The following is a 19,015-nucleotide window of genomic DNA, read 5'->3' as shown; positions in this document are numbered from 1 at the left end:
GTTACGCCTGAAACCGTCAATCCGGTGCGTGTTACACCGCCACCGGTGCACGCAAAACGCCCTGCGGCGCGTAATCGCTCACTTCGAAATCCTCGAAGCGGTAATCGAAAATCGTCTCGGGCACCCTTAGCAGCGAAAGCCGCGGTTCGCCTGCGGGTTCTCGCGTGATCTGCTCCTCCACCAGCTCCGTGTGGTTGAGATAGAGATGCGTATCGCCCCCGGCCCACACCAGCTCTCCGGGCTGCAAACCCGTCTGCGCCGCCATCATCCGCGTCAGCACTGCTGCGCCGACAAGGTTGAACGGCAGACCCAGCGCGACATCGCAGCTGCGCTGGTAAAGCAGGCAATTGAGCCGCGCCGCCGCCCCTTCCCCGGCAACGTGGAACTGGTAAGTCTTGTGGCACGGCGGCAGTGCCATCCGTTCAAGCTCGGCGACGTTCCAGCCTTCGATGATATGGCGGCGGCTGCCGGGATTGCTCTTCAGGCTGGCGACCACTTCGGCGACCTGGTTGATCCCCGGCCCCTTCGTATACTTGCCGTCCGGCCCGTATTGATAGGTCGGCCAATCGACCCATTGTTTGCCATAGACGGGGCCAAGATCACCCCAATTCGCCGCAAAAGCATCGTCGGCGACAATCCGCGCCTCGAAATCGTCCTGGCTGATATCCTCGCCGGTTTTCTGGCGGTATTTGGCGAGCGGCCAGTCGCTCCAGATTTTCACGCCCTGTTTGAGCAGCGGCTGGATATTGGTGTTGCCGGTAAGGAACCACAGCATCTCGCGCACCGCCGCCTTCCAGTACACCCGTTTGGTGGTGAGCAGCGGGATGCGGTTATCGCCCAGATCGAAGCGCAGCATGGTGCCGAAGACCGAGCGCGTGCCCACGCCCGTCCGGTCAATCCGCTCGTCCCCGTGCTCCCAGATGTGGCGCATCAGGTCGAGATATTGCCATTCGGGATGCCGGGGGGATTCGCTCATGGGGATGGGCTAGCACCACCCGCGCGCACGCGCCACTGTCAGACCCCGTGATAGCCCCGATACCACTCCACAAAGCGCGGTACGCCGACATCGATGCTGGTTGAAGGCTGGTAGCCGAGGTTGCGCTGGATCGCGTCGATATCGGCATAGGTGCGGGTCACATCGCCCTTCTGCATCGGCTGCCAGTCGATCGCCACCTCGCGCCCACAGGCTTCGCCGATCAGCTCGATCAGCCGGGTGAGCTTTTCGGACCGGTGGTTGCCGATATTGTAGATCGCATGCGGCTTGGCCGAACCGCCCGCCTTATGCGTGCCGTCATCGGCCGGCGGATTGTCCAAAGCGGCAACAACGCCCGCGATGATATCATCGATATAGGTAAAATCGCGCCACATCTCGCCCTTGTTGAAGACGGGAATCGGTTCTCCGGCGAGGATTTTCTGGGTGAAAATCCACATCGCCATGTCGGGCCGCCCCCACGGGCCGTAGACAGTGAAGAAGCGCAGGCCGGTTTGCGGGATGCGGAACAAGTGGGCGTAGCTTTCGCTCAGCATTTCGTCGGCGCGCTTGGTGGCGGCATAGAGGCTGACGGGGTGATCTGCGCGGTCGTCCACGCTGAAAGGCAGCTTGTCATTGCCGCCATAAACGCTCGACGAACTGGCATAGACCATATGCGCAACCTCGCGCGCCCGCGCCAGTTCGAGCATATTGGCATGGCCCACCAGGTTGCTCTGCACATAGGCCGCCGGATTTTCGAGCGAATAGCGCACGCCCGCCTGCGCGCCGAGATGCACGATGGCGTCAAACGCCTCGGCCTCCAGCGCATCGGTGAGCGCGCCCATGTCGGCGAAATCGAGGCGGTAGAACAGGAAGTCGCCGCCCGCGCGCTCGACGCGGTTGACCCGATCGAACTTCAACTGCGGGTCGTAATAATCATTGCAATTGTCGATGCCGATCACGCTGTCGCCGCGCGCAAGCAACCGCTCCGCCAGCGCCGCGCCGATAAATCCTGCCGCACCTGTTACCAAAACCCGCATTCTGTCTTCGTCTCCTGAGCAGCCGTGCACATGGGGCCGCGATCACCCGCCCGCAATGGCAGCTTAGGGTTAGGATGCCGTGAAAATGTGGCGGGCTTCGAGTTGGGCTTGCCAGCGCCCCGGACTGACCCTATAGGCCCGCCTCTGCCTCGCGGGAGCCTCGCTTCCGCAAGCACCGGTCGGGGAGTAGCTCAGCCTGGTAGAGCACTGTCTTCGGGAGGCAGGGGCCGGAGGTTCGAATCCTCTCTCCCCGACCAGTTTTGCCTACGGAAAACCGTCCGGGGGACGGTTTTGCGTGAAAACTCCCGAGCGATAGCGACGGGCTGCAACGCCCTTTCCAACCCATTAACGCCAAATTCCGATTGCCCTGAGCTTGTCGAAGGGCTGCACTTCTCCTTGGCGATTGGTGCTGGGCGAGAAGAAAAGCAGTCCTTCGACAGGCTCAGGACGAACGGTTGATGGCTTTCGCCCTCAACCCCTCGGCTTTTTCGCCACCGCAATCATCGACTTCGCCAGCGGCGGGATACGCCCCACGCGCAGGAAGCGTTCAACCTCGAAGCCCGTCTCTTCCAGCAGCTCGGTCAGGGTCTTGATCGAGAAAAACTTGATGTGGCCATAGTCCCACAGCGCGGTGAAATGCGCGTCCATCGTGCCGGTGACGGCCATCGCAAGGTTCTTCCAATACCCGTGATAAGGCGTTGAAATAATCGCCGTTCCGCCCGGCTCCAGCAGCGAAAACAGCGTTTTTGCATAGATGCGCGGGTGGAATACGTGCTCCACCACTTCAAGGCTCGTCACCACCGGGAAGGTGCCATATTGCGCCGCCAAATCATCATAGGCCGATCCGAAATGCAGCTTCAGCTGCGGATGCCGCTCCCGCGCCTGTTTGATCCCGTCTTCCGAGACATCGACCCCGGTCACGTCCCAGCCCGCAGCTGCCATCGCCGCGCCGATGCTGCCATTGCCGCAGCCCAGCTCAAACACGCGCTTTTCGCCGCTCAGCCGCGCCAACTCCGCCTGCAAGGCGGGCAACAGATAATCGTGCGAATGGTTCAGCTCTGCATCTTCATAGGCGTAACCCGAAAGGTTGCTGCCGTCGGTCATATCATTCATCTGGCTTTTCCCCGGATTGCGGTGCGCTGCACTGCACAATTGGCGTTCGTCTCTACAGGACAGGTTCCGTAAAACAAGTCAGGCGTCGGCATAGCCCCATTGCGGCAACACCGGTTCCAGCTCGCGCTCGATACGCGCCACCAAAGCGGCATCGTCCAGTTCCCGCCACCGCTGGCTGCGGCCCTTGTTGAAGGTGAGCGAGCCGCCATAGATTGAACCGATATCGACCGCGTCCAGCGGTGTTTCCGGTTCGATATGCGCGTGGATCGCTGCAACGGCGGCGCGCTGCGCCTCTGCGCTCTGCCCGCCTGCGGGGCCGAGCAGGTCTTCAAAGGTCACTTGCAGCACGCCCGGTTCGCGCGTCCAGCCGAGCCCGCGGTCGAGAATGTCGAGAAACGGGAAAATCGGCGCAATGCGTGTCGGCCCGCCATCAAGCAGCACGCGCACCCGGTCTTCGCGCGACAGCGGCTTGAAATCGGGATGCAGATAAAAATCGGCGCGCCCTCCGATCCAGTCGGCAAAGCTCACCAGAATATCGCGCGGGTCGCGGCGGATGCAGATCATCCGTGCGCCTGCTTCGCGCAATGTCTGCGCCAGTTCGGGCGAATGCGCCGCGTGGCCACCCATGATCTTGCCCGCCAGCCGTTGCGCCTGCTTGGCGATATAGCGGCGGCTGACCGCGGCATTGGTTTCCAGCCCCACCTGCACCGCGTCACCCGATCCTCGCGGCGAGCGGATCAGGCGTTTGGCCCAGCGGTGCCGGCCATTAACCAGATGCGCGGCGATGCCGTTGAACGGGCCTTCAATGCCCATCGCATTCAAGGCCGAATAGGCAAGGTGGTTGCCCGATTTCCAGATGCCGGTGACAAAGATGCAGGGCTGATCGCTCATGCGCCGCGCTCCCCGCGCATCACCCGTTCGTAAAACGCTTCCATGCGCGCCGCGATACCATCCCAGCCGAATTCGGAAAGCGCCCATTCGCGGCCTTTCGCGCCCATGCTTTCGAGCGTGCCCGCCGCATCTGCCGCGATGGCCTGGAGCAGCGCATCGGTAAGACGTGCCGGATCGGGATCAACCCACCAGCCGCATTCCTGCGCGACCAGCCCCTGCCACGGTGCGCCGGTGCTGGCGAGCACAGGGGTTGCGCAAACCAGCGCCTCGGGCACGGTGAGCGCGAAATTCTCGGTGAGCGAAGGCAGCGCGAACAGGCGGGAATGGGCGATCAGAGCATCGCGCGCCGCGCCGAATTGCGGGGGCGAAATGGTGACGGTTCCGCCGCCATATTGCCCGGCGAGCGTGCGCAGTTGCGCCGCATAGCCATCGGGATCTGGCCCGGCGATTTCCAGACGCCAGTCGGGATGGACGGCACCCACCTGCTCCCAAGCCTGGATCAGGCGGTCATAGCCTTTCACCGGATGCAGCCGCCCGATGGCAACAACCCGCTTCTGCCGGGCGCTCCACTCCGGGCGGGCAATGGCGGTGTCCGCCACACCGTTGGGCACGATCTCCACATCGACATCGCCGAGAAAAGCGCGCGTATCGCTCTCCTCCTGCGCCGCCGTCGCATGATAGGCCGCAGCGCGGGCGAAGGCCCGGTTCTGCCATGCGGCGCGGATGATGCGCTTGGCGGTCGGCGAATAGGCCAGCGCAGCAGGCGCGAGCATTCCGTGCGGCGAGATGACGAGCTTGCCGCCACTCCCATTGATGCCCCGCCCTGCCCACGATGCGGCGACGGCGGAAGAATACATCCATATGCCGTGGAGGTGCACAATGTCGGGCTTATACGCAGCCAATGCCGCGCCGAGCTTCGGCATAAAGCCGAGATTGGCGGGGCCATAGCGCTGGAAAACTTCCGCCGGAGCGCCCTGCCACGTCTCGGAGTCGCCGTTCCCCCACGCTTCGTCAGCGATCCCGAACACGCGGATATCCGCGCCTCGTGCTGCCAGCGCGCCCGAGAGCCCTTCGATCATTTGCCGCACGCCCGAGGCGCGGCGCGACAGGTGTCCGGCAAGGAAGGCAATGCGCATCAGCCGGCCTCCGCCGCTACGGCGCGCCACACATCGGCGTAGGCCTGTGCCGCGCGTTCAGGCGCGAAACGCCGCACATTCGCCGCGCCTGTCTTAACCAGCTGCGCCCGCAGTTCCGGCTCGGCGATCACCCGCTCAACAGCGGCACGGATGGCGCCAGCGTCCTCCGGATCGACCAGCAACGCGCCCTCGCCCGCGACATCCCGCATCGGCGCGCGGTTCGATGTAATCACGGGCCGCCCGACCGCCTGCGCTTCGAGGATCGGCAAACCAAACCCCTCGGCGAGCGACGGGAACATCAGGATGTCGGCCCTCGCGTAGGCTTCTGCCAATTCCTCATCGGACAGATTGTGCCGCGCTTCGACCGCCAAGCCTCCGGCGCGCAAGCGGGCAAGCCTCGCCTCATCGACCCGCGCGATAATCTCCAGCGACACCGGCAAACCGGCCAGCGCCTCTGCCACCCGCTCGACATTCTTGTGCGGCCCCGCCCCGATCATCAGCAGGCGCGGCCGGACGATGTTGAAGGCTCGCTCATCGCGTTCGAGCGGCTTCGAGAGCGGATTTTCCACCACGCTCACCCTCTCAGCATCAACCGCAAGCCAGCGCAGCAATTGCACCCGCGCGCCTTCGGAGACGCAGGTGATCCGCGCTGCCTTCCAAGCGGGCAAACGCAGCCAGAAGAACCACAACAGCCACCGCTTCAATCCGCTGCTGCGTTCCAGAAACTCGCAATCATGCACCGTCAGCACGGTTTTGCGCCCCGGCAGCAGATAGACAAGATAATGCGCGTCCCCCGTCATATGCACCACATCGGCAGCGCGGCAGGCCTGTCGCGCGTGCCAGACGCCGCGCAGCCGCGAGAGCAAACCCCTGCTGGGGTGCGGCGAGGTAACCGTTGTCAGCGCAATGTCAGCAGGCACATAACGCGCCACTGTATCGAACACCGCTTCGATACTGAAAGCACGCTCTGCAACCGGGCGCATCAGCAGAGTGACGTTGATCGGCATCAATCAAGGCGTCCCGCAGCGTGTTCAACCGGTCGGACGGTGCTGGCCATCACCGGCTCCAGCCTTCGTCCCAGTCCCAGTAATCCGCCCCGCGACCCACCCGCTCGAGAAAGGCGCGCGAGGGTGCTTCGAATTGCTCGCGGAACCAGGCGATATCCGCCGCGCTCCACTCCGGTCGTTCGATGGCATGGGTGGTGGAGAGGGCACCGCGCAGCTTCTCCTTCACACCCGATGGCAGCGCCATGCTGAGATCGGCGTAGAGCTTGGTGTTGCGCAGCTTGCCCAGCCCGCCAACAAATTTGCGCGCCTCTTTCGACTGGCCATGCCGCGTTTCGAAGTCGAAGGCGAAGTCAGGGTCGATGCCGAGAAACTCGCAAATCCCGCGCAGCAATCCCGCCGCATCGCTGCGCAGATCATCGTAGAACAGCACTTTGACGCAGCCTGCACCAAACCGCGCTTCATACGCCTCCAGCGTGCGCAGATAGCGGTTCTTGTCGGCATAGACCGGATCATTGTGCAGAAAGTCGGTGAAGCTCACATCCGATATCTTGCTGCGCTGCATCCAGTCGCTTTCGCTGCGCGCGCGCGGATGGCGCACGATGTAAAGAAACTTCGGCGCCTCCATCACTTCGGCAATCCGGTCTAGCGTGTGCGGAAAGGTCTCCAGCGCCGAATAGGAGTTTGACGCCTCCCCCCGCACCAGTGCATTCTCCTTCCCGGCATAGAGCGTCGCATACCAGTCGAGCCCGCGCGCATGGACATCGTCCATCGAGAAATAGCTCGGCTCCTTTATCCGCGACATTCCCGCCTGCGGATGCTGGTCGAGATAGTTCCACAGCGACGTGGTGCCCGATTTGCCCGCGCCGATAATCAGGAAGGTGGGAAGCTGCCGCGCATCAGGCATAGGTGTTCCCGCCATCGAATGCGCCGCGATGGATCGCATAGCGTCCCTCGACACGTTCGTGCACCAGCGCGAAATTGGCATCGAAATAGCGTTCCAGCTCGGGGTGCCATTCGGCGATATGTTCCAGCCCGTCATGCCGGATGCGGCACAGCGTGTAGGGCAAATCCTCGATCAGGCGGAACACATCGCGCAGGAATTGCCGCGCATAGATCCAGCGATGGCTGTATTCGAACTGCACCGCGTCAATTTTGCCCGCCGCAAGGCTTGCCTGGCCGCCCTGCAACACGAGGAAATCATGCCCCTCGGCATCGATTTTGAGCAGCGCGACATGGTCTATGCCGTGCTCTGCCAGAAAGCTGTCCAGCGTGGTGGTTTCGATGGTGAGCACGCGCTGCGCACGGCCCACGCTGCTATCGTCGAAGGACAGCGTATTGGTGCCCGCCGTCTCGCCCCAGATCGCGATCTCCGCCGTGCCCGCTGCGTTGGACAAGGCGAGCGGATGCAATGTCGCGCAATCTCCGCCCGGCGTGGCGGCGAGTTTGGACTTGTAGACTTCGCGCGTTGCGGGAACCGGCTCGAAGGCGTGCAGATGCAGCCTGTCGGGCGAGCGCAGCGCGGTAGACGCGAGGCCCAGCAGCTGGCTCGACCACTGGCCCTTGTTCGCGCCGACATCGAGGATCGTCGCCGGCCCGTCACCCAAAGCCGCCAGCGTTGCGGCCTGCATATAGCGTTCGTCGCTGCTATCGGGGAGGTTGGACTGCGGCTCTCCGCGCGCGGTCATATACAGCCGCCGACCCAGCTTCCATTGCGCCCGCCGCAGCTTGGCCGAAAGTGATCCCATTACTTCGATGTCCCTTTGTTGCCGGACGCCAAGGCAGCGTCCAGCCAATGTGAAATCCGTGCGAATTGCGCGGCGGTCGAATAGCCCGCGTTTTGGCACTTCGCCATCCCCGCCTGCGCAATAGCCTCGCGCTTCTTCGCATCTGCAGCATAGAAGGCAAGCTTTTGTGACAACTCTTCCGGTGAGGCGAAAAATTCGGCCTCGACGCCTTCTTCGAACAGACGCTGGTGATCCCCCGTCCGCTCGGCGAGCAGCATGGTGCCCATGGCGGGAATCTCAAAGGTACGCGTCGTAGTCGTCTCGGGCACGCGTTTGGACAGCAGGCCGATGGCGATTTTGGCGCCGCCCAGCGCTTTGGCATAGTCCGCGCCATACAGGCCGGGGCCGCGCACCACAGCCTGCGCCCAGGCGTGCTTTTCGGCATATTCGGGCCAGCCCGGGCCCCAAATACTGAGCGGGGCAGCTTGTGCCGAGACTTCAAGCGTCTTGGCATAATGCGGCTGGCAATGGCCGACAAAGGCGACCTCGCTGCGCAAATGGTCGGGCACATCGTCTGCCAGCGCGGGATCGATACGCGGGCCGAAGCCCTGTTCGATCAGCAGCAAGTCACGCGCGCCGGCCTTGCGATAATGCTCCGTCTCGAAGGGCTTGGTCGTCACCAGCAAATCGTAATCGGGAATGGCACGGAAAAACTCGCGCGAGCGGTTGTCGTAGAAGGCCGCATCGGGCGTGTAGTGGATGGCGATCCCGGCGCGGGCATTGGCTTTGAGCGCCTGAACGCTCGCCCGCCGCAGCACCGTGCCCTTGTCGACCATCACCACATCATAATCGGCCCGCGCCGCCCGTGCTTGCAGCATGGCGTTGAGCTTGGCGACCTGCGGGCCGATCTGCCAGCGCGAGGTCATGGTGCGCACCAGCCGGTTGCCGCCTACGCGATAGGGCCGCGTGTCGATCCCCTCGACCTGCCAGCCCGCATTTTCCCACACCGAAATCCGGTCACGCCCGTTCCCGCCTTCGCGCAAGTTACCGATGTAAAGGAGCTTGCCCTTCACGCTGCCTCTCCCAGCCGCGTAGCTGCTGCGTCAAACGCTGCTTCCAGCGCCGCCGCGCCCGCTCCGCCGGGACGGACAATCGCCTCGGGAATCCCGAGAAACCGCGCCGCCTCGCGCCATTGCGGGTTTTCCGCACCCACCGATGGGCGTGTCCCGGTGATATGATCGTGGCGCAGCTCTTCCACGTCCCAGCCCGCTGCCGAGGCTATCGCCTGCAAGACCGCGCCCGGATCGTGGCTGAGATCGTGCAGCGTTGTCAGCACAGATGGCTGGCCCGCAGCAAGCAACGCACGACGCAGCACCGCATTTGTGCCCCACCAGAACGCCAGCAGCTTGATAAAGGCGGGCGCTTTGGCAAGCTCTGCAGCGGAGGGTGTAACTGCGCGCCAAAGGCGATGATCCTGCCGCAGCGCTTCGGCAATGATCGTTTCGTAATGGTAATTGTCGAAATAGCCCTTGCGGGTGAAGAAGCTCGCGCGGCGATAGCGGTCAGCTAGAGCCTTCTTCCAAGTGCCCTTCCCCGAGGGCAGCAAGTGCCCGGTAATCCAGCTTTGCGGATCGCGCACCAGCTGGACGGTCAGCACATCCTCCTGCTTGGAATAGAGTGCGGGCAAGCGGTTCCAGCAGCGCACCACGTCAATGGCGACATGGCTGTTCGCCCGGCCCAGCTGTTCGAGATAATCGCGCTGCGCATCATCCGATACGGACGAAAGCTCTGCCAACGGATCGATCGGCGGTGGCGCGATATCGGGATGCTCCTCGAAGAACGCCGCCAGTTCGCGCCACGTGCCCTTGGGATTGCTCCGGTCTCCGGCGGCAAGGCGCGGGTGGAACGGCTCGTCAAAAGCGGCAATCGCCGCGCTATGGCGGAAGCATTCCCATAGCGCGGTGGTTCCGGATCGACGCAGTCCGGAAATCACGATCATGCTGCGCTTGCTCATGCCGTTCCGTAGGCAATGTCGCGGTTCCGCTCGCGCGAGCGGTGGCGCAACTGGCCGAGTTGCCCGTAAATCAGATAGACGACGAGGCAATAGCCGAAATAGACCGACAGCGCGGAGAGGAACCCGACTTGCAGGAAGCTGCCCGATGAAGTCGCCCCCATCTGGATGCCGAGTGCGGCAGCAGGCAGATAAAGATAGAGGTGGCGGGAAAGCTGGTTCATCGTCATCCGCGTGATCACTGCAAAAATCAGCCCCATTATGGCTGAAAACAGCGCAACGCCGAACCATCCGAATTGCCAGTATCCGTCTGCGAAAACGGTGATCCCGATCTTGGTCTCTGTCGAAGGGTTCTGCGTCACAATCCCGTGAAACAGCTCGCCTGGGCCGATGATTGGCGGCTTGTCCGGCCACAGGAAACGCGGCACCCAGTAGACAAGCGGATTTTGCGTGAAGCCCGCTTCCACCCCGCTATCGCGCAATTCCATCGCGGCGTTTTGCGGCCCCGAGAAATTGAGCCGCAGCCACCATTGCTGGACCCCCAGCAATCGCGGCGGCAGATAGCCCTGCGCCGCATCGCCTTCGACAATCACGTCCCGCAAAATGCTCAAGCGGTCCGAAACACCAAGCACAATAAATTCGTTTTCTGCCTGTTGCTCTTCCGCCCGCGCAATTGTGTTGGTGTTCTGCAGCACGGTGTAAATCAGGATGGCGGGCACCACCCAGAACATCAGCCGCCGCATTGACCGGTGGCCGATATAGGCGCCAATGGCAGGCAACAGCATGGTGAGCATCACGCTGCGCTTCGAAAACTCGGGAAAAGCCAGCAGAAAGTGGAGCGGCCAGATCAGCCAGAAAGCCGTTGTCCAACGGCGATCACCTTTTGCCGCCAGCATCGCCATCAGCGCAAAGCCCAGATCGGGGAGGTAACGCAGGTTCCGCAGTATTCCCGGTACCTCGAAAGACGACGTGCCATAGACTGACGGCATGATGATCAGGTGTTTGAGCACCAATCCGAGTGACACAAAAAGGATCGCCACAGAACCGAGCGCCATTTTCGGCATGGGGGGAAATGTCCGGTTGCGCTGCGGCAGAGCAAAATAGACCGTAAGCAGCGAAATCGCGATGCCCACGGAGGTCAACAGATTGGTGCGCAGGCTTTCCTCGGCACTGATCGCGTAAACCGACTGCGCCTGATACGCCATGGTCGCATCACTGGCGATGAAGTTGGACATCGGCCCGAAGCCGTAAAACAGCGCGCACGCTCCGGCATAGGCAACCAGCGGAGTGAACAGTAATTGCGGACTGGCTTTCATAAAGCCGTACACTGCCAGCAGTGATGCAATCAGGATTGCTCCCAATCCCAGCAGATTGATGCCTTCATAGGTACGCGTGGCGCATTGCGCCGCACCGCAGCCGATTGTCGAAAAAGCGAAAAAGGCCGCGATGCACGTCATCGCCACCATCCAGGCGAACAAGACCGGGCGGATATCCTGCCAATTGATCGTCATGCCGGAGCCTCACCAGTCGTTCCATGCAGGGCAATCAGGGGTCGCCTGATCAATTCGGTCAATGCGGTCGTTCCGGATCGCTGCCGCTCACCGGCAAACCCTATGCGCCTGCCCCCTCTGCGTCCAGTCGCGGCTTCGGCCAAAAACAAACGATGATCTGCTGGCATGACGACGCGTTTACTCCACTGGCTCAAGCGGAGCTTCGTCAATCCACGAGCGGTCGGCCTCATAGCCTGCCGCCACCAGCGCATCCTGCGCAAAGCGGGCGAAGGTGTCGCGCGCCTCTTGCGTGTAATGCTCGCGCCACTCACCGACCTGGCTTTTGCGTTTGTGGTGGCCGTTGCCGCGTGCCTTGACCTTGGCGAAATCCATTTGGTCGATCACGTCAGCTAGCCTTGCGCGGTCGATCGGTTCGCCAGAGACCTTGGCAAAGACAGGCTCCAGCGCGGCCATCGCATCCGCCTTCAAATCCTCAAACCGAAGCCGCGTCAAATCCATGGCCATGGCGCGGCGCACATGATTGGCCCAGTTCATCGCGCTGTAGCGGGTTTCTGTGAAATACCATTCGATAAAGGCGGGCATCTGTTCGCGGATACGCGCTTTGTCATAGGTCATCCCGCTCGCCGCCTCGAACGCCGCAAGCGGCCGCATATCGTTGGGATTGGGGCTCAGTTTCATATAGCGCGAGACCAGCGTGTCGCGCCCGTCGCGCACAATATAAAATGTCCGCTCGCGCGCGGCGGGCGTGTCGACGAAGCGGTGCAGGTGGAACACATGCGGCGAAAGCGCGGGGGTCAGGCGCCGCCACGGCTCCAGAATCGGCACACCGAAATAGCGCGAGACGAGCTGGCACAGCCAATTGGTGCCCGATGACGGGAAGCCGTTGATGCAAAAGCTGCCCCCCATTTGCGCGCGCCGCGCGTGCAGCCAGATCGTCGGCCAATACACGGCCTGTTGCCGCCGCACCGTAACTGGACGCGGCAACGCGCGATCCATCGCAGTGACGAGGTCTGCCAGACTGGAGGGTTCATTCACGCGAAATGCCTTTGGATGCTGCGTTCTCGCTGTGGGCTTGTAGCGAATGCTGCACCTGCGTCCAGTCGAAGTCCGGCCAAAGCGGCATTGCGACATCCTGCTACTGAACCGGTCAACAGAATCATCTAGCACTCGGCATTTGGAAAATGTCGGCGCGGACGCCGAGAATCCTCTGGGCCTGGTATGCCAATTGCAATTGCATAACGCTCAGCGAAACGGCGGTGCCAATCGCGGCGCCCAGCGCGCCGAAGCTCGGCACCAGCAGCAGGTTGAGCACCACATTGAACACCGCCGCAACAATCGCCGCCTTCGCCACTATGCCGCCATTGCGGGTCATCTGCAGCGCGATGCTCACCATTGTGCAGCTGGCACCCAGCACAGAGCCCAAAGCGAGCACAAGACAGGGCCAATAGGAAGCGGCGTATTCCGGCCCGAAGACCAGCACCAGCGCAAACTCGCCGAAAATGGCAAACACGACGACAAAGCCGAGCGCGGCAGCAGTGGCCGCCCAGCCGGTATGCACCATCAACCGCCGCATCAGTGCCAGATCGCCGCGTGCATGGGCGGCGGCAATCTGCGGGGCGGCGATCGCGCGCAATATCTGCATGAGAATGGCCGCGATCACCGAAATCTGTGCGGCAATGCGGTAAACGCCTGCCTCTTCGGGCGGCTGCAAAATGCCCAGCATCAGAATATCGGTATTGTTGCTGACAATCGTGGTGGCCGTGGTCGCCGTCAAAGGAAGCATCGCCAGCGTCCATTCCTTCCAGCGAATTTCGGGCTCGGCATCGCCCGCTGGCGGTAGCACCGAGCGGATGAGCGCGACGATCACCACCCCGGCAATCAGCGTCGCGCCCAGTTGCAACCACAAGGCACCCACGCTGCCGGTGTCGAGCATGGCAAGGAACAACAGCAGCAGGCCAAGCATCGCGCCGGGGCGGATCAGCTGTTCCCCGATGCCAGAGAGCACCGGCCGTTCGAACCCGACCAGAATGCCGCGCTGCAAATGGATGAATCCCATGGCCGGCACGATCAGCAGTACCAGCAGTGCGATTTGGGTCTCACGTTCGTTCCACCACCACACGCCCAGGCTGACGGCCACCAGATAGGTGCCGATGGCCAGCCCGCCGAAAACCAGAAGGAGGATCAACTGGGTGAGATAGCCCCAGCGGATCACCCCGCGCAGCTTCCCCGCATCGCCGGTTTCGCGCGCCTGCGCGATCTCGCCGATCAGCAGCGTTGGCAGGCCGCCGCAAAACGGGAGCGAGAGCAAAGTGGCAACGCCAATGGCAAAGGAGAACACGCCGAACTCGGCCGCGCCCAATTCGCGCGCCAGAATGGTGGATACGCCCAGCCCCAGGACGACGGAAATGATTCGCAGCACGAACAGCCCCGCCGAACCGCCGATAAAATACTGTCGCAAGGATTTGCCACTCGCGCCTGATGGAGCGGGATTCGCCATGGTTCCAGCTTCACTCCGGCAAGATAATGCGTCTAGCGCACCGCTTCGAATTGCATTCCGGTGAGCCGCGCATCCAGCGCACCGCGCGTTGCATACGCTTCGCCTGTCAGCACCAGCCAGTAGATGTCGCAAGCGGGCGAGGCCGTAAACGTCGCCGCTTGGTCAAGCGTTTGCGACTGTCCACCTGCCGCTGTCTCTTCAGCGCCGGCGCAGAATAGCGACACCCGCAAATGCTCGGCATCGCGCGCAGGGCTGGTCTCGGCGGTAAAGCGATAGGTTCCGGGCGTCAGCCGCACCAATTGCCGTGCCAGTTCGCCAGCGGTCTGCCGCTCGACATAGATATCGTATCCGCCACCACCACGGGCGGCGAAGGACACGCTGCCGCTGCGCGTGCTGCGCCAGCCGATCGGGGCAAACTCATCGTCCGCCATAAAGCCCGTGCGCGGTGCATCCGCACCGGCAAGGTGCGCATCCCAATGGTCGAAGGCCTGCGCGAACAGGCCGCCATTGCCCAGACCTTCAAGCAGCAGCGCATCGCTTTCTCCGGTCACCCCGGCATCGACCGTCTCTCGCAACGCATACATACTGGCGAGCCCGCGCGGCGAGCGGGGAACGCTTTTCCAAAATGCCTCCGCCCACACCGGCTCTGCCACCAACGCATCGCGGATCGCAGGCACCGATGCAGCATCATCGAGCGCGGCTGTCAGCGGTTGGACAAAGTCATTGATAAGCGGCGGGTAAAGCACAGAAAGGCGGTTGAGCTGTGCGAACAGGCCCGGCAAGTCCTGCGCTGCTGCCACCCGCTGCAATTCCAGCACGCCCAGCGAGCGGTTGCGCTTGTCGAGGCGCAATCCGGCATCGACCAGCGCGTTGGCATCATCCGCGCGCCCATCGGCAGCCCAGGCAACGGCGATGGGGAACAGCGCATCGCTGGCCAAGGGCTCGCTGGCGAAGGCCTGTTGCGCGAGCTCGATCCCGGCGTCATTCACATCAAGCCGCAACGTGCTACCGCTTTGTTCGACCTGCACCAGCGCGCTGGCAAGATCGGCCTTCCAGAAACCGTTGAGATCAGCCAGCCGCGCATCCATCCGCGCATTCGCCATGCCCTGCACCAGCAGCAGCGGCGCCGCGATGACAGCCAGCAGGCAGCCGAGGATACGCAAGACGCGGGTCATCAGGCGGGCGCGCCCTGCGGGTCGCTTTCCTTGCCCTTCTCGCCATAGCCATAGCCGTAGCCATACCCATAACCGTAGCCATAGGCGGCGTTGCGTTCGTCAAGCTTGGTGACAATCGCGCCCAGCATTTCGGCGTTCGCCTGCCGCAGACGCTGGATAGCGCTTTCGATATAGCGCCACTTGCCGTCATTCGCTTCGATGACCATCACCACCCCGCCAAGGCAGGCGGCGATCAACGGCGCATCGACCAGGCCGAGCACCGGCGGGCCGTCAACGACCACCACATCATACTCGTTCTCCACCTCGTCGAGCAGCTTCTGGAAGCGGCCGTTGGAAAGCAGTTCGGCGACTTGCAAGGACTTGCGCCCGGCAGGCAGAATGTCGAACCCTTCGAGCGCCTCCGAACGCGAGAGCATCGCGCGCCAATTGTCGTCGCCCATCAGATATTGCGTGGTGCCGATAGTGCCGACCGTGCCGAGATAGCTCGACATCCCCGATTTGCGCAGGTCGGAATCGAGCAGCAGCACCTTTTTGCCCTGCCGCCCGAGCAGGTAGGCCATTGCGACCGAGCTGAGGCTCTTGCCCTCGCCCGGACGCGAAGAAGTCAGCATCACCGAACGCGGCATAGTGCCGCCCGCCGCATTGGCGACATTGGCTGTGAAGCTGAAATAGGCTTCGTAAAGGCTGGTGTAGGACTGCGAGAGATCCTCGACGATCTCGTTTTCCTCCACCGCCGGAATGCTCGCCAGCAGCTGCATTCCCAGCCGTTCCTTGACCTGTTGCGGATTGCGCAGGCTCTGGTTGAGCAAATCGTAGAGATAGAGGCCAATCGCGACCACCAGCAGCCCGATAAACAGCGAAATAATCAGATTCTGCCGCAGGCTCGGACTGTAATGGGTGCGCGGTTCGCGCGCTTGGTCGACGATCAGCACATTGCTCTCACCCACGCCAACCACGCCGATTTCGCGGAAGCGCTGGAGCAGGCCGGCATAGAGTTCGCGCTGCGTATCCACTTCGCGCTGCAGGATATTGTATTGCACGCTGTCCTGCCGCTGATCGACCAGCTGGCCGCGCAGGCGCGTGACTTGCTGGCGCAGGCTGTCCTCGCGTGCCTGGGCTTCGCGGTACGCGGCGCGCAGACGGTCGACCGATCCTGTTTGTTCGGAAGCAATCGCACGGTCGAGCTCGGCCAGCTGCGCGCGCAGCGCCTGCACCGGCGGATAATCATCGGTAAAGCGCGAGCTCAGCTCGGCCAGCTGCAACTGCACTTCGGCTCGCCGTGTGCGCAGGCTGGCCGTGGGGCCGGAAGCGTAATTGTCGCTCGTCTCGGCATTAGAAGCCGAGCGCGACTGAAGCGCCGCCTGTGCCGCGATACGGTCTGCCGTCGCCTGCTGGAGCGAGGCGCTGAACGCCGCCAGCTCGGTGGCGAGCAGCGATTGCGACGCGGTGTCGGCACTATCGCCATCGCCGGTTCCGGTGCCAATGGTCAGAATGTCCTGATCCGACGCATAGGTGATCAGATCGGCCTCTGCGGTTTCCAGCCGTTCGCGGGTTTCCGCGATCCGCTCTTCGAGGAAGTCGCGCGCTTCGATCGAGGCGCCAAAGCGGCGGCTGATGTCTTCGGCGATATAGGATTCGGCCCAGCCATTGGCGACCAGCGCGGCAAGTTCGCGCGACGGACTGCTGAACGAGATATCGACGAGCGAGCTGTTGAGAACCGGCGAAATGGTGATCCCGCCGCGCAGAATCCCGGCAATCGTCTGGTCGATATTGCCCTGACCGTCGCCCGAGAGCTGATAGGTCTCCAGAAACAGATCATTGTTCCGCAAATCCAGTTCGCGCGCCACGCGCAGCGCCAGCGAGTTCGATTCGAGCAATTCATATTGCGTCGGCAGATAAACGCGCGCTGCGTTGACGCTTTCTTCCTCCAGCCCTTCCACATTGGTGACATTGAGATCGGTCATCCCGATCTCGATCCGGGCGGTGGAGCGGTATTGCGGTTCGGCCAGCAGCGCGGCAATCGCACCAATCGCCAGCGCGAGTGCAATAACCCCTGCAATCAGCAGCTTGTTGGTGCGGATCAGCTCAAGGTACCGCTCGAACGGAATGACATCGAAAAAGCCGTCCCGCTCTTCCGGCATGGGCTGGCCGTTGCCCTGCCCGTTGCCTTGTCCACGAAACGCTGGAGCCGGTGCGGTGCCCGCAGAATCAATCATTCACAATACCTTGTATTCCGGTGCCAGAGCTTCATCTGGCGAACACTTGCTACGCAACAAAGACGCAATGCCAGCGTTTCTGCCAGATTGCCACGGGCAAGGCAAAAACCAAACGCCAGCTTGCCCGACACCGGGCCTCTTTACCCCATCTCGCACGTGCAGCAAGCCTTAGCTCCGCGCATCCTGCGCCGCGCGTGAAACGAGCACGATGGCAAAGGCGGCGAGCAGCATGATCGATGGCGTGCGCAGCGGGTAATCCACCGCACTATGCAGCACAATCGCCCCCAGCGTCAGCAAGCCGAGCAGCGGCGCCGCGAGGCTTTCGCCCGCCGCCTGCCGCGCGCGGATGGCCCGCCACGCCATGCGCAGCAGCCAGAGCGCGCCGATCAGGAAAACCAGCACGCCGGGCAGGCCGCCTTCGATCACCAGCTGCACCCAGTCATTATGCGCATGGTTGAGATAGCGCGGATTGAGCAAGGTTTCCGGCTCGATCGTGCGATACGCCTGTTCAAACGCGCCGAAGCCCACGCCAAACGGGAAATGGTCGGCAGCCATTTGCAGCACATAGGGCAAGGTGTCGGTGCGTTGGCCCTCGGCCAAGCCCCCTTCGTAGAAGCCGCTGAGCCGTTCGAGCGCGGGGATGCGTCCCAGCAGCGCGAACAGCGCGATCATCCCCGCCGCAGCCACTGCCGCGCCCGCTCCGGCAAGTTTCTGCATCAGCGTCACCTCCTTGCCCGACCGGCGCAGCGCGAGCAGCAGATGCACGCCATACACCAGCCCGATCAGCCCCAGCATCCCCAGCCCGAAGCGCGAGGAGGTGATGAGGATTCCCGCCACCAACACAAGCCGCGCCGCGGCGATCCAGATGGTCTTTTCGTCCCAACCCCGGCGCCCCTTACTGCCGGACTGGAACAGGCTGAAAATCAGCGCGATACTGAGGAACAGCGCGTTGTGGTTGCGGTTCGAGAACAGCCCCACCGCGCTATCGCCATTGGTGATCTCGTAGAAATAGAGCCCTTCGGAACCCGGCAATATGATCTGCGCCGCGCCGAGGATTGCACTCGTCACTCCGACAATCACCACGCCGGTGCGCAACCGCCGCAGACCTTGGCAGTCGAGGAGCGACAGCAACACCAGCGCCGTCAGCGGCACGACCAAAGCGGCCAGCGAATTCATCGTGCGCAACGGAGAAAAGGTCAGCGGGCGGCTTTGGCCATCCATGCCGAGCAATTGCCCTGCCGCAACGATATCCTCGCGCCCCGCCAGCGATTGCCATATAGAGGGCGGCAACGGCACAAGTTGCAGCGCCATCCAGATCGCCAGCGCAACCAGCAGGCCCAGCGGCACTGCGATGCTGCGCAATTGCTCGCCGCTCTGGAACCACAGGCCGGCCGCGAGAAATAGCGCGGCGATGGCGCGCAACGGCCCGGTGCTTTCAATGTCGAAACGCGAGCCGCCGCCCATCAGAAAAACCAGTGCGGCGAAGGCCACAAACAGCCAGAAAGCGCGGTCTGCGGTCACTTCATACCAAGGCGTGTTGGAGCGCGGGATCGTTCAAGTCCTTCAAAATGCGACCGCCCTTGCAAGGAGAACCCTCGCCGGGAAGAGCGGCGCAGTTACCCGCGAAACCAAAAACTGGCAAGCGCGGAGCCGCCCCGCAAAACACCAGTTTACACAGCTCGCACTTGCGCCATCCGCCACTTTCTCCACGCGAGCGCCCGCAA

Annotated in this window: 16 protein-coding genes and 1 tRNA gene; 1 reads left to right on the top strand and 16 read right to left on the bottom strand. The window is 62.8% G+C overall.

Going from position 1 to position 19,015, the window contains the following annotated elements; translation table 11 throughout:
* Positions 1-31: 31 nt before the first annotated feature.
* On the bottom strand, positions 32-976 hold the full coding sequence (thyA, locus tag GC121_RS11040) for a thymidylate synthase (protein ID WP_151974329.1): 945 nt from the start codon (positions 974-976) through the stop codon (positions 32-34).
* Between the two features lie 38 nt (positions 977-1,014).
* On the bottom strand, positions 1,015-2,010 hold the full coding sequence (locus tag GC121_RS11035; RefSeq protein ID WP_151974328.1) for an NAD-dependent epimerase/dehydratase family protein: 996 nt from the start codon (positions 2,008-2,010) through the stop codon (positions 1,015-1,017).
* A 180-nt stretch (positions 2,011-2,190) separates the two neighbouring features.
* On the opposite strand from GC121_RS11035, the gene GC121_RS11030 reads away from it, so the two are divergent.
* Positions 2,191-2,267: transfer RNA gene (locus GC121_RS11030), tRNA-Pro, on the top strand.
* Positions 2,268-2,481: 214 nt separating this feature from the next.
* Here GC121_RS11030 and GC121_RS11025 read toward each other — a convergent pair.
* The 14 genes from GC121_RS11025 to GC121_RS10960 all read right to left on the bottom strand — a co-directional run bounded on the left by GC121_RS11025 (position 2,482) and on the right by GC121_RS10960 (position 18,812).
* On the bottom strand, positions 2,482-3,123 hold the full coding sequence (locus GC121_RS11025; protein WP_199857841.1) for a bifunctional 2-polyprenyl-6-hydroxyphenol methylase/3-demethylubiquinol 3-O-methyltransferase UbiG: 642 nt from the start codon (positions 3,121-3,123) through the stop codon (positions 2,482-2,484).
* A gap of 78 nt (positions 3,124-3,201) precedes the next feature.
* Positions 3,202-4,014 carry a hypothetical protein gene (locus GC121_RS11020; protein WP_151974327.1) on the bottom strand — a complete coding sequence of 271 codons (813 nt, stop codon included), beginning with the start codon at positions 4,012-4,014 and terminating at the stop codon, positions 3,202-3,204.
* Complete coding sequence (locus tag GC121_RS11015; RefSeq protein ID WP_151974326.1) at positions 4,011-5,150, bottom strand: glycosyltransferase; 1,140 nt, start codon at positions 5,148-5,150, stop codon at positions 4,011-4,013. The genes GC121_RS11020 and GC121_RS11015 overlap by 4 nt, the downstream gene beginning before the upstream one ends.
* Positions 5,150-6,157 carry a glycosyltransferase family 1 protein gene (locus GC121_RS11010; protein WP_151974325.1) on the bottom strand — a complete coding sequence of 336 codons (1,008 nt, stop codon included), beginning with the start codon at positions 6,155-6,157 and terminating at the stop codon, positions 5,150-5,152. Before GC121_RS11010 ends, GC121_RS11015 begins: the two co-directional genes overlap by 1 nt.
* A 49-nt stretch (positions 6,158-6,206) precedes the next feature.
* Positions 6,207-7,061 carry a sulfotransferase gene (locus tag GC121_RS11005; RefSeq protein WP_199857840.1) on the bottom strand — a complete coding sequence of 285 codons (855 nt, stop codon included), beginning with the start codon at positions 7,059-7,061 and terminating at the stop codon, positions 6,207-6,209.
* Positions 7,054-7,902 (bottom strand): FkbM family methyltransferase, encoded by an 849-nt coding sequence (locus tag GC121_RS11000; RefSeq protein ID WP_151974323.1) that lies wholly within the window; start codon positions 7,900-7,902, stop codon positions 7,054-7,056. The genes GC121_RS11005 and GC121_RS11000 overlap by 8 nt, the downstream gene beginning before the upstream one ends.
* The gene (locus GC121_RS10995) at positions 7,902-8,954 is read right to left on the bottom strand and encodes a glycosyltransferase (RefSeq protein ID WP_151974322.1); all 1,053 of its coding nucleotides are present in this window, start codon (positions 8,952-8,954) and stop codon (positions 7,902-7,904) included. Before GC121_RS10995 ends, GC121_RS11000 begins: the two co-directional genes overlap by 1 nt.
* On the bottom strand, positions 8,951-9,895 hold the full coding sequence (locus GC121_RS10990) for a hypothetical protein (protein ID WP_151974321.1): 945 nt from the start codon (positions 9,893-9,895) through the stop codon (positions 8,951-8,953). The genes GC121_RS10995 and GC121_RS10990 overlap by 4 nt, the downstream gene beginning before the upstream one ends.
* Positions 9,892-11,403 carry a hypothetical protein gene (locus tag GC121_RS10985; protein ID WP_151974320.1) on the bottom strand — a complete coding sequence of 504 codons (1,512 nt, stop codon included), beginning with the start codon at positions 11,401-11,403 and terminating at the stop codon, positions 9,892-9,894. The genes GC121_RS10990 and GC121_RS10985 overlap by 4 nt, the downstream gene beginning before the upstream one ends.
* A 177-nt stretch (positions 11,404-11,580) precedes the next feature.
* The gene (locus tag GC121_RS10980; RefSeq protein ID WP_199857839.1) at positions 11,581-12,438 is read right to left on the bottom strand and encodes a sulfotransferase domain-containing protein; all 858 of its coding nucleotides are present in this window, start codon (positions 12,436-12,438) and stop codon (positions 11,581-11,583) included.
* A gap of 121 nt (positions 12,439-12,559) precedes the next feature.
* Positions 12,560-13,861 (bottom strand): oligosaccharide flippase family protein, encoded by a 1,302-nt coding sequence (locus GC121_RS10975; RefSeq protein ID WP_199857838.1) that lies wholly within the window; start codon positions 13,859-13,861, stop codon positions 12,560-12,562.
* 71 nt (positions 13,862-13,932) lie between these two features.
* Entirely contained in the window at positions 13,933-15,075 is a 1,143-nt protein-coding gene (locus tag GC121_RS10970) for a hypothetical protein (RefSeq protein ID WP_151974317.1), read from the bottom strand.
* Complete coding sequence (locus GC121_RS10965) at positions 15,075-17,291, bottom strand: polysaccharide biosynthesis tyrosine autokinase (RefSeq protein ID WP_151974316.1); 2,217 nt, start codon at positions 17,289-17,291, stop codon at positions 15,075-15,077. Before GC121_RS10965 ends, GC121_RS10970 begins: the two co-directional genes overlap by 1 nt.
* Positions 17,292-17,459: 168 nt before the next feature.
* Positions 17,460-18,812: an O-antigen ligase gene (locus GC121_RS10960; RefSeq protein ID WP_151974315.1), complete on the bottom strand. Its 1,353-nt coding sequence runs from the start codon at positions 18,810-18,812 to the stop codon at positions 17,460-17,462.
* Positions 18,813-19,015: the final 203 nt, after the last annotated feature.

The organism is Erythrobacter sp. EC-HK427 (assembly GCF_902498745.1).
Lineage (GTDB): Bacteria > Pseudomonadota > Alphaproteobacteria > Sphingomonadales > Sphingomonadaceae > Alteraurantiacibacter.
The sequence above is the reverse complement of the archived record's forward strand: the minus strand, read 5'-3'. Positions and strand labels throughout refer to the sequence as shown.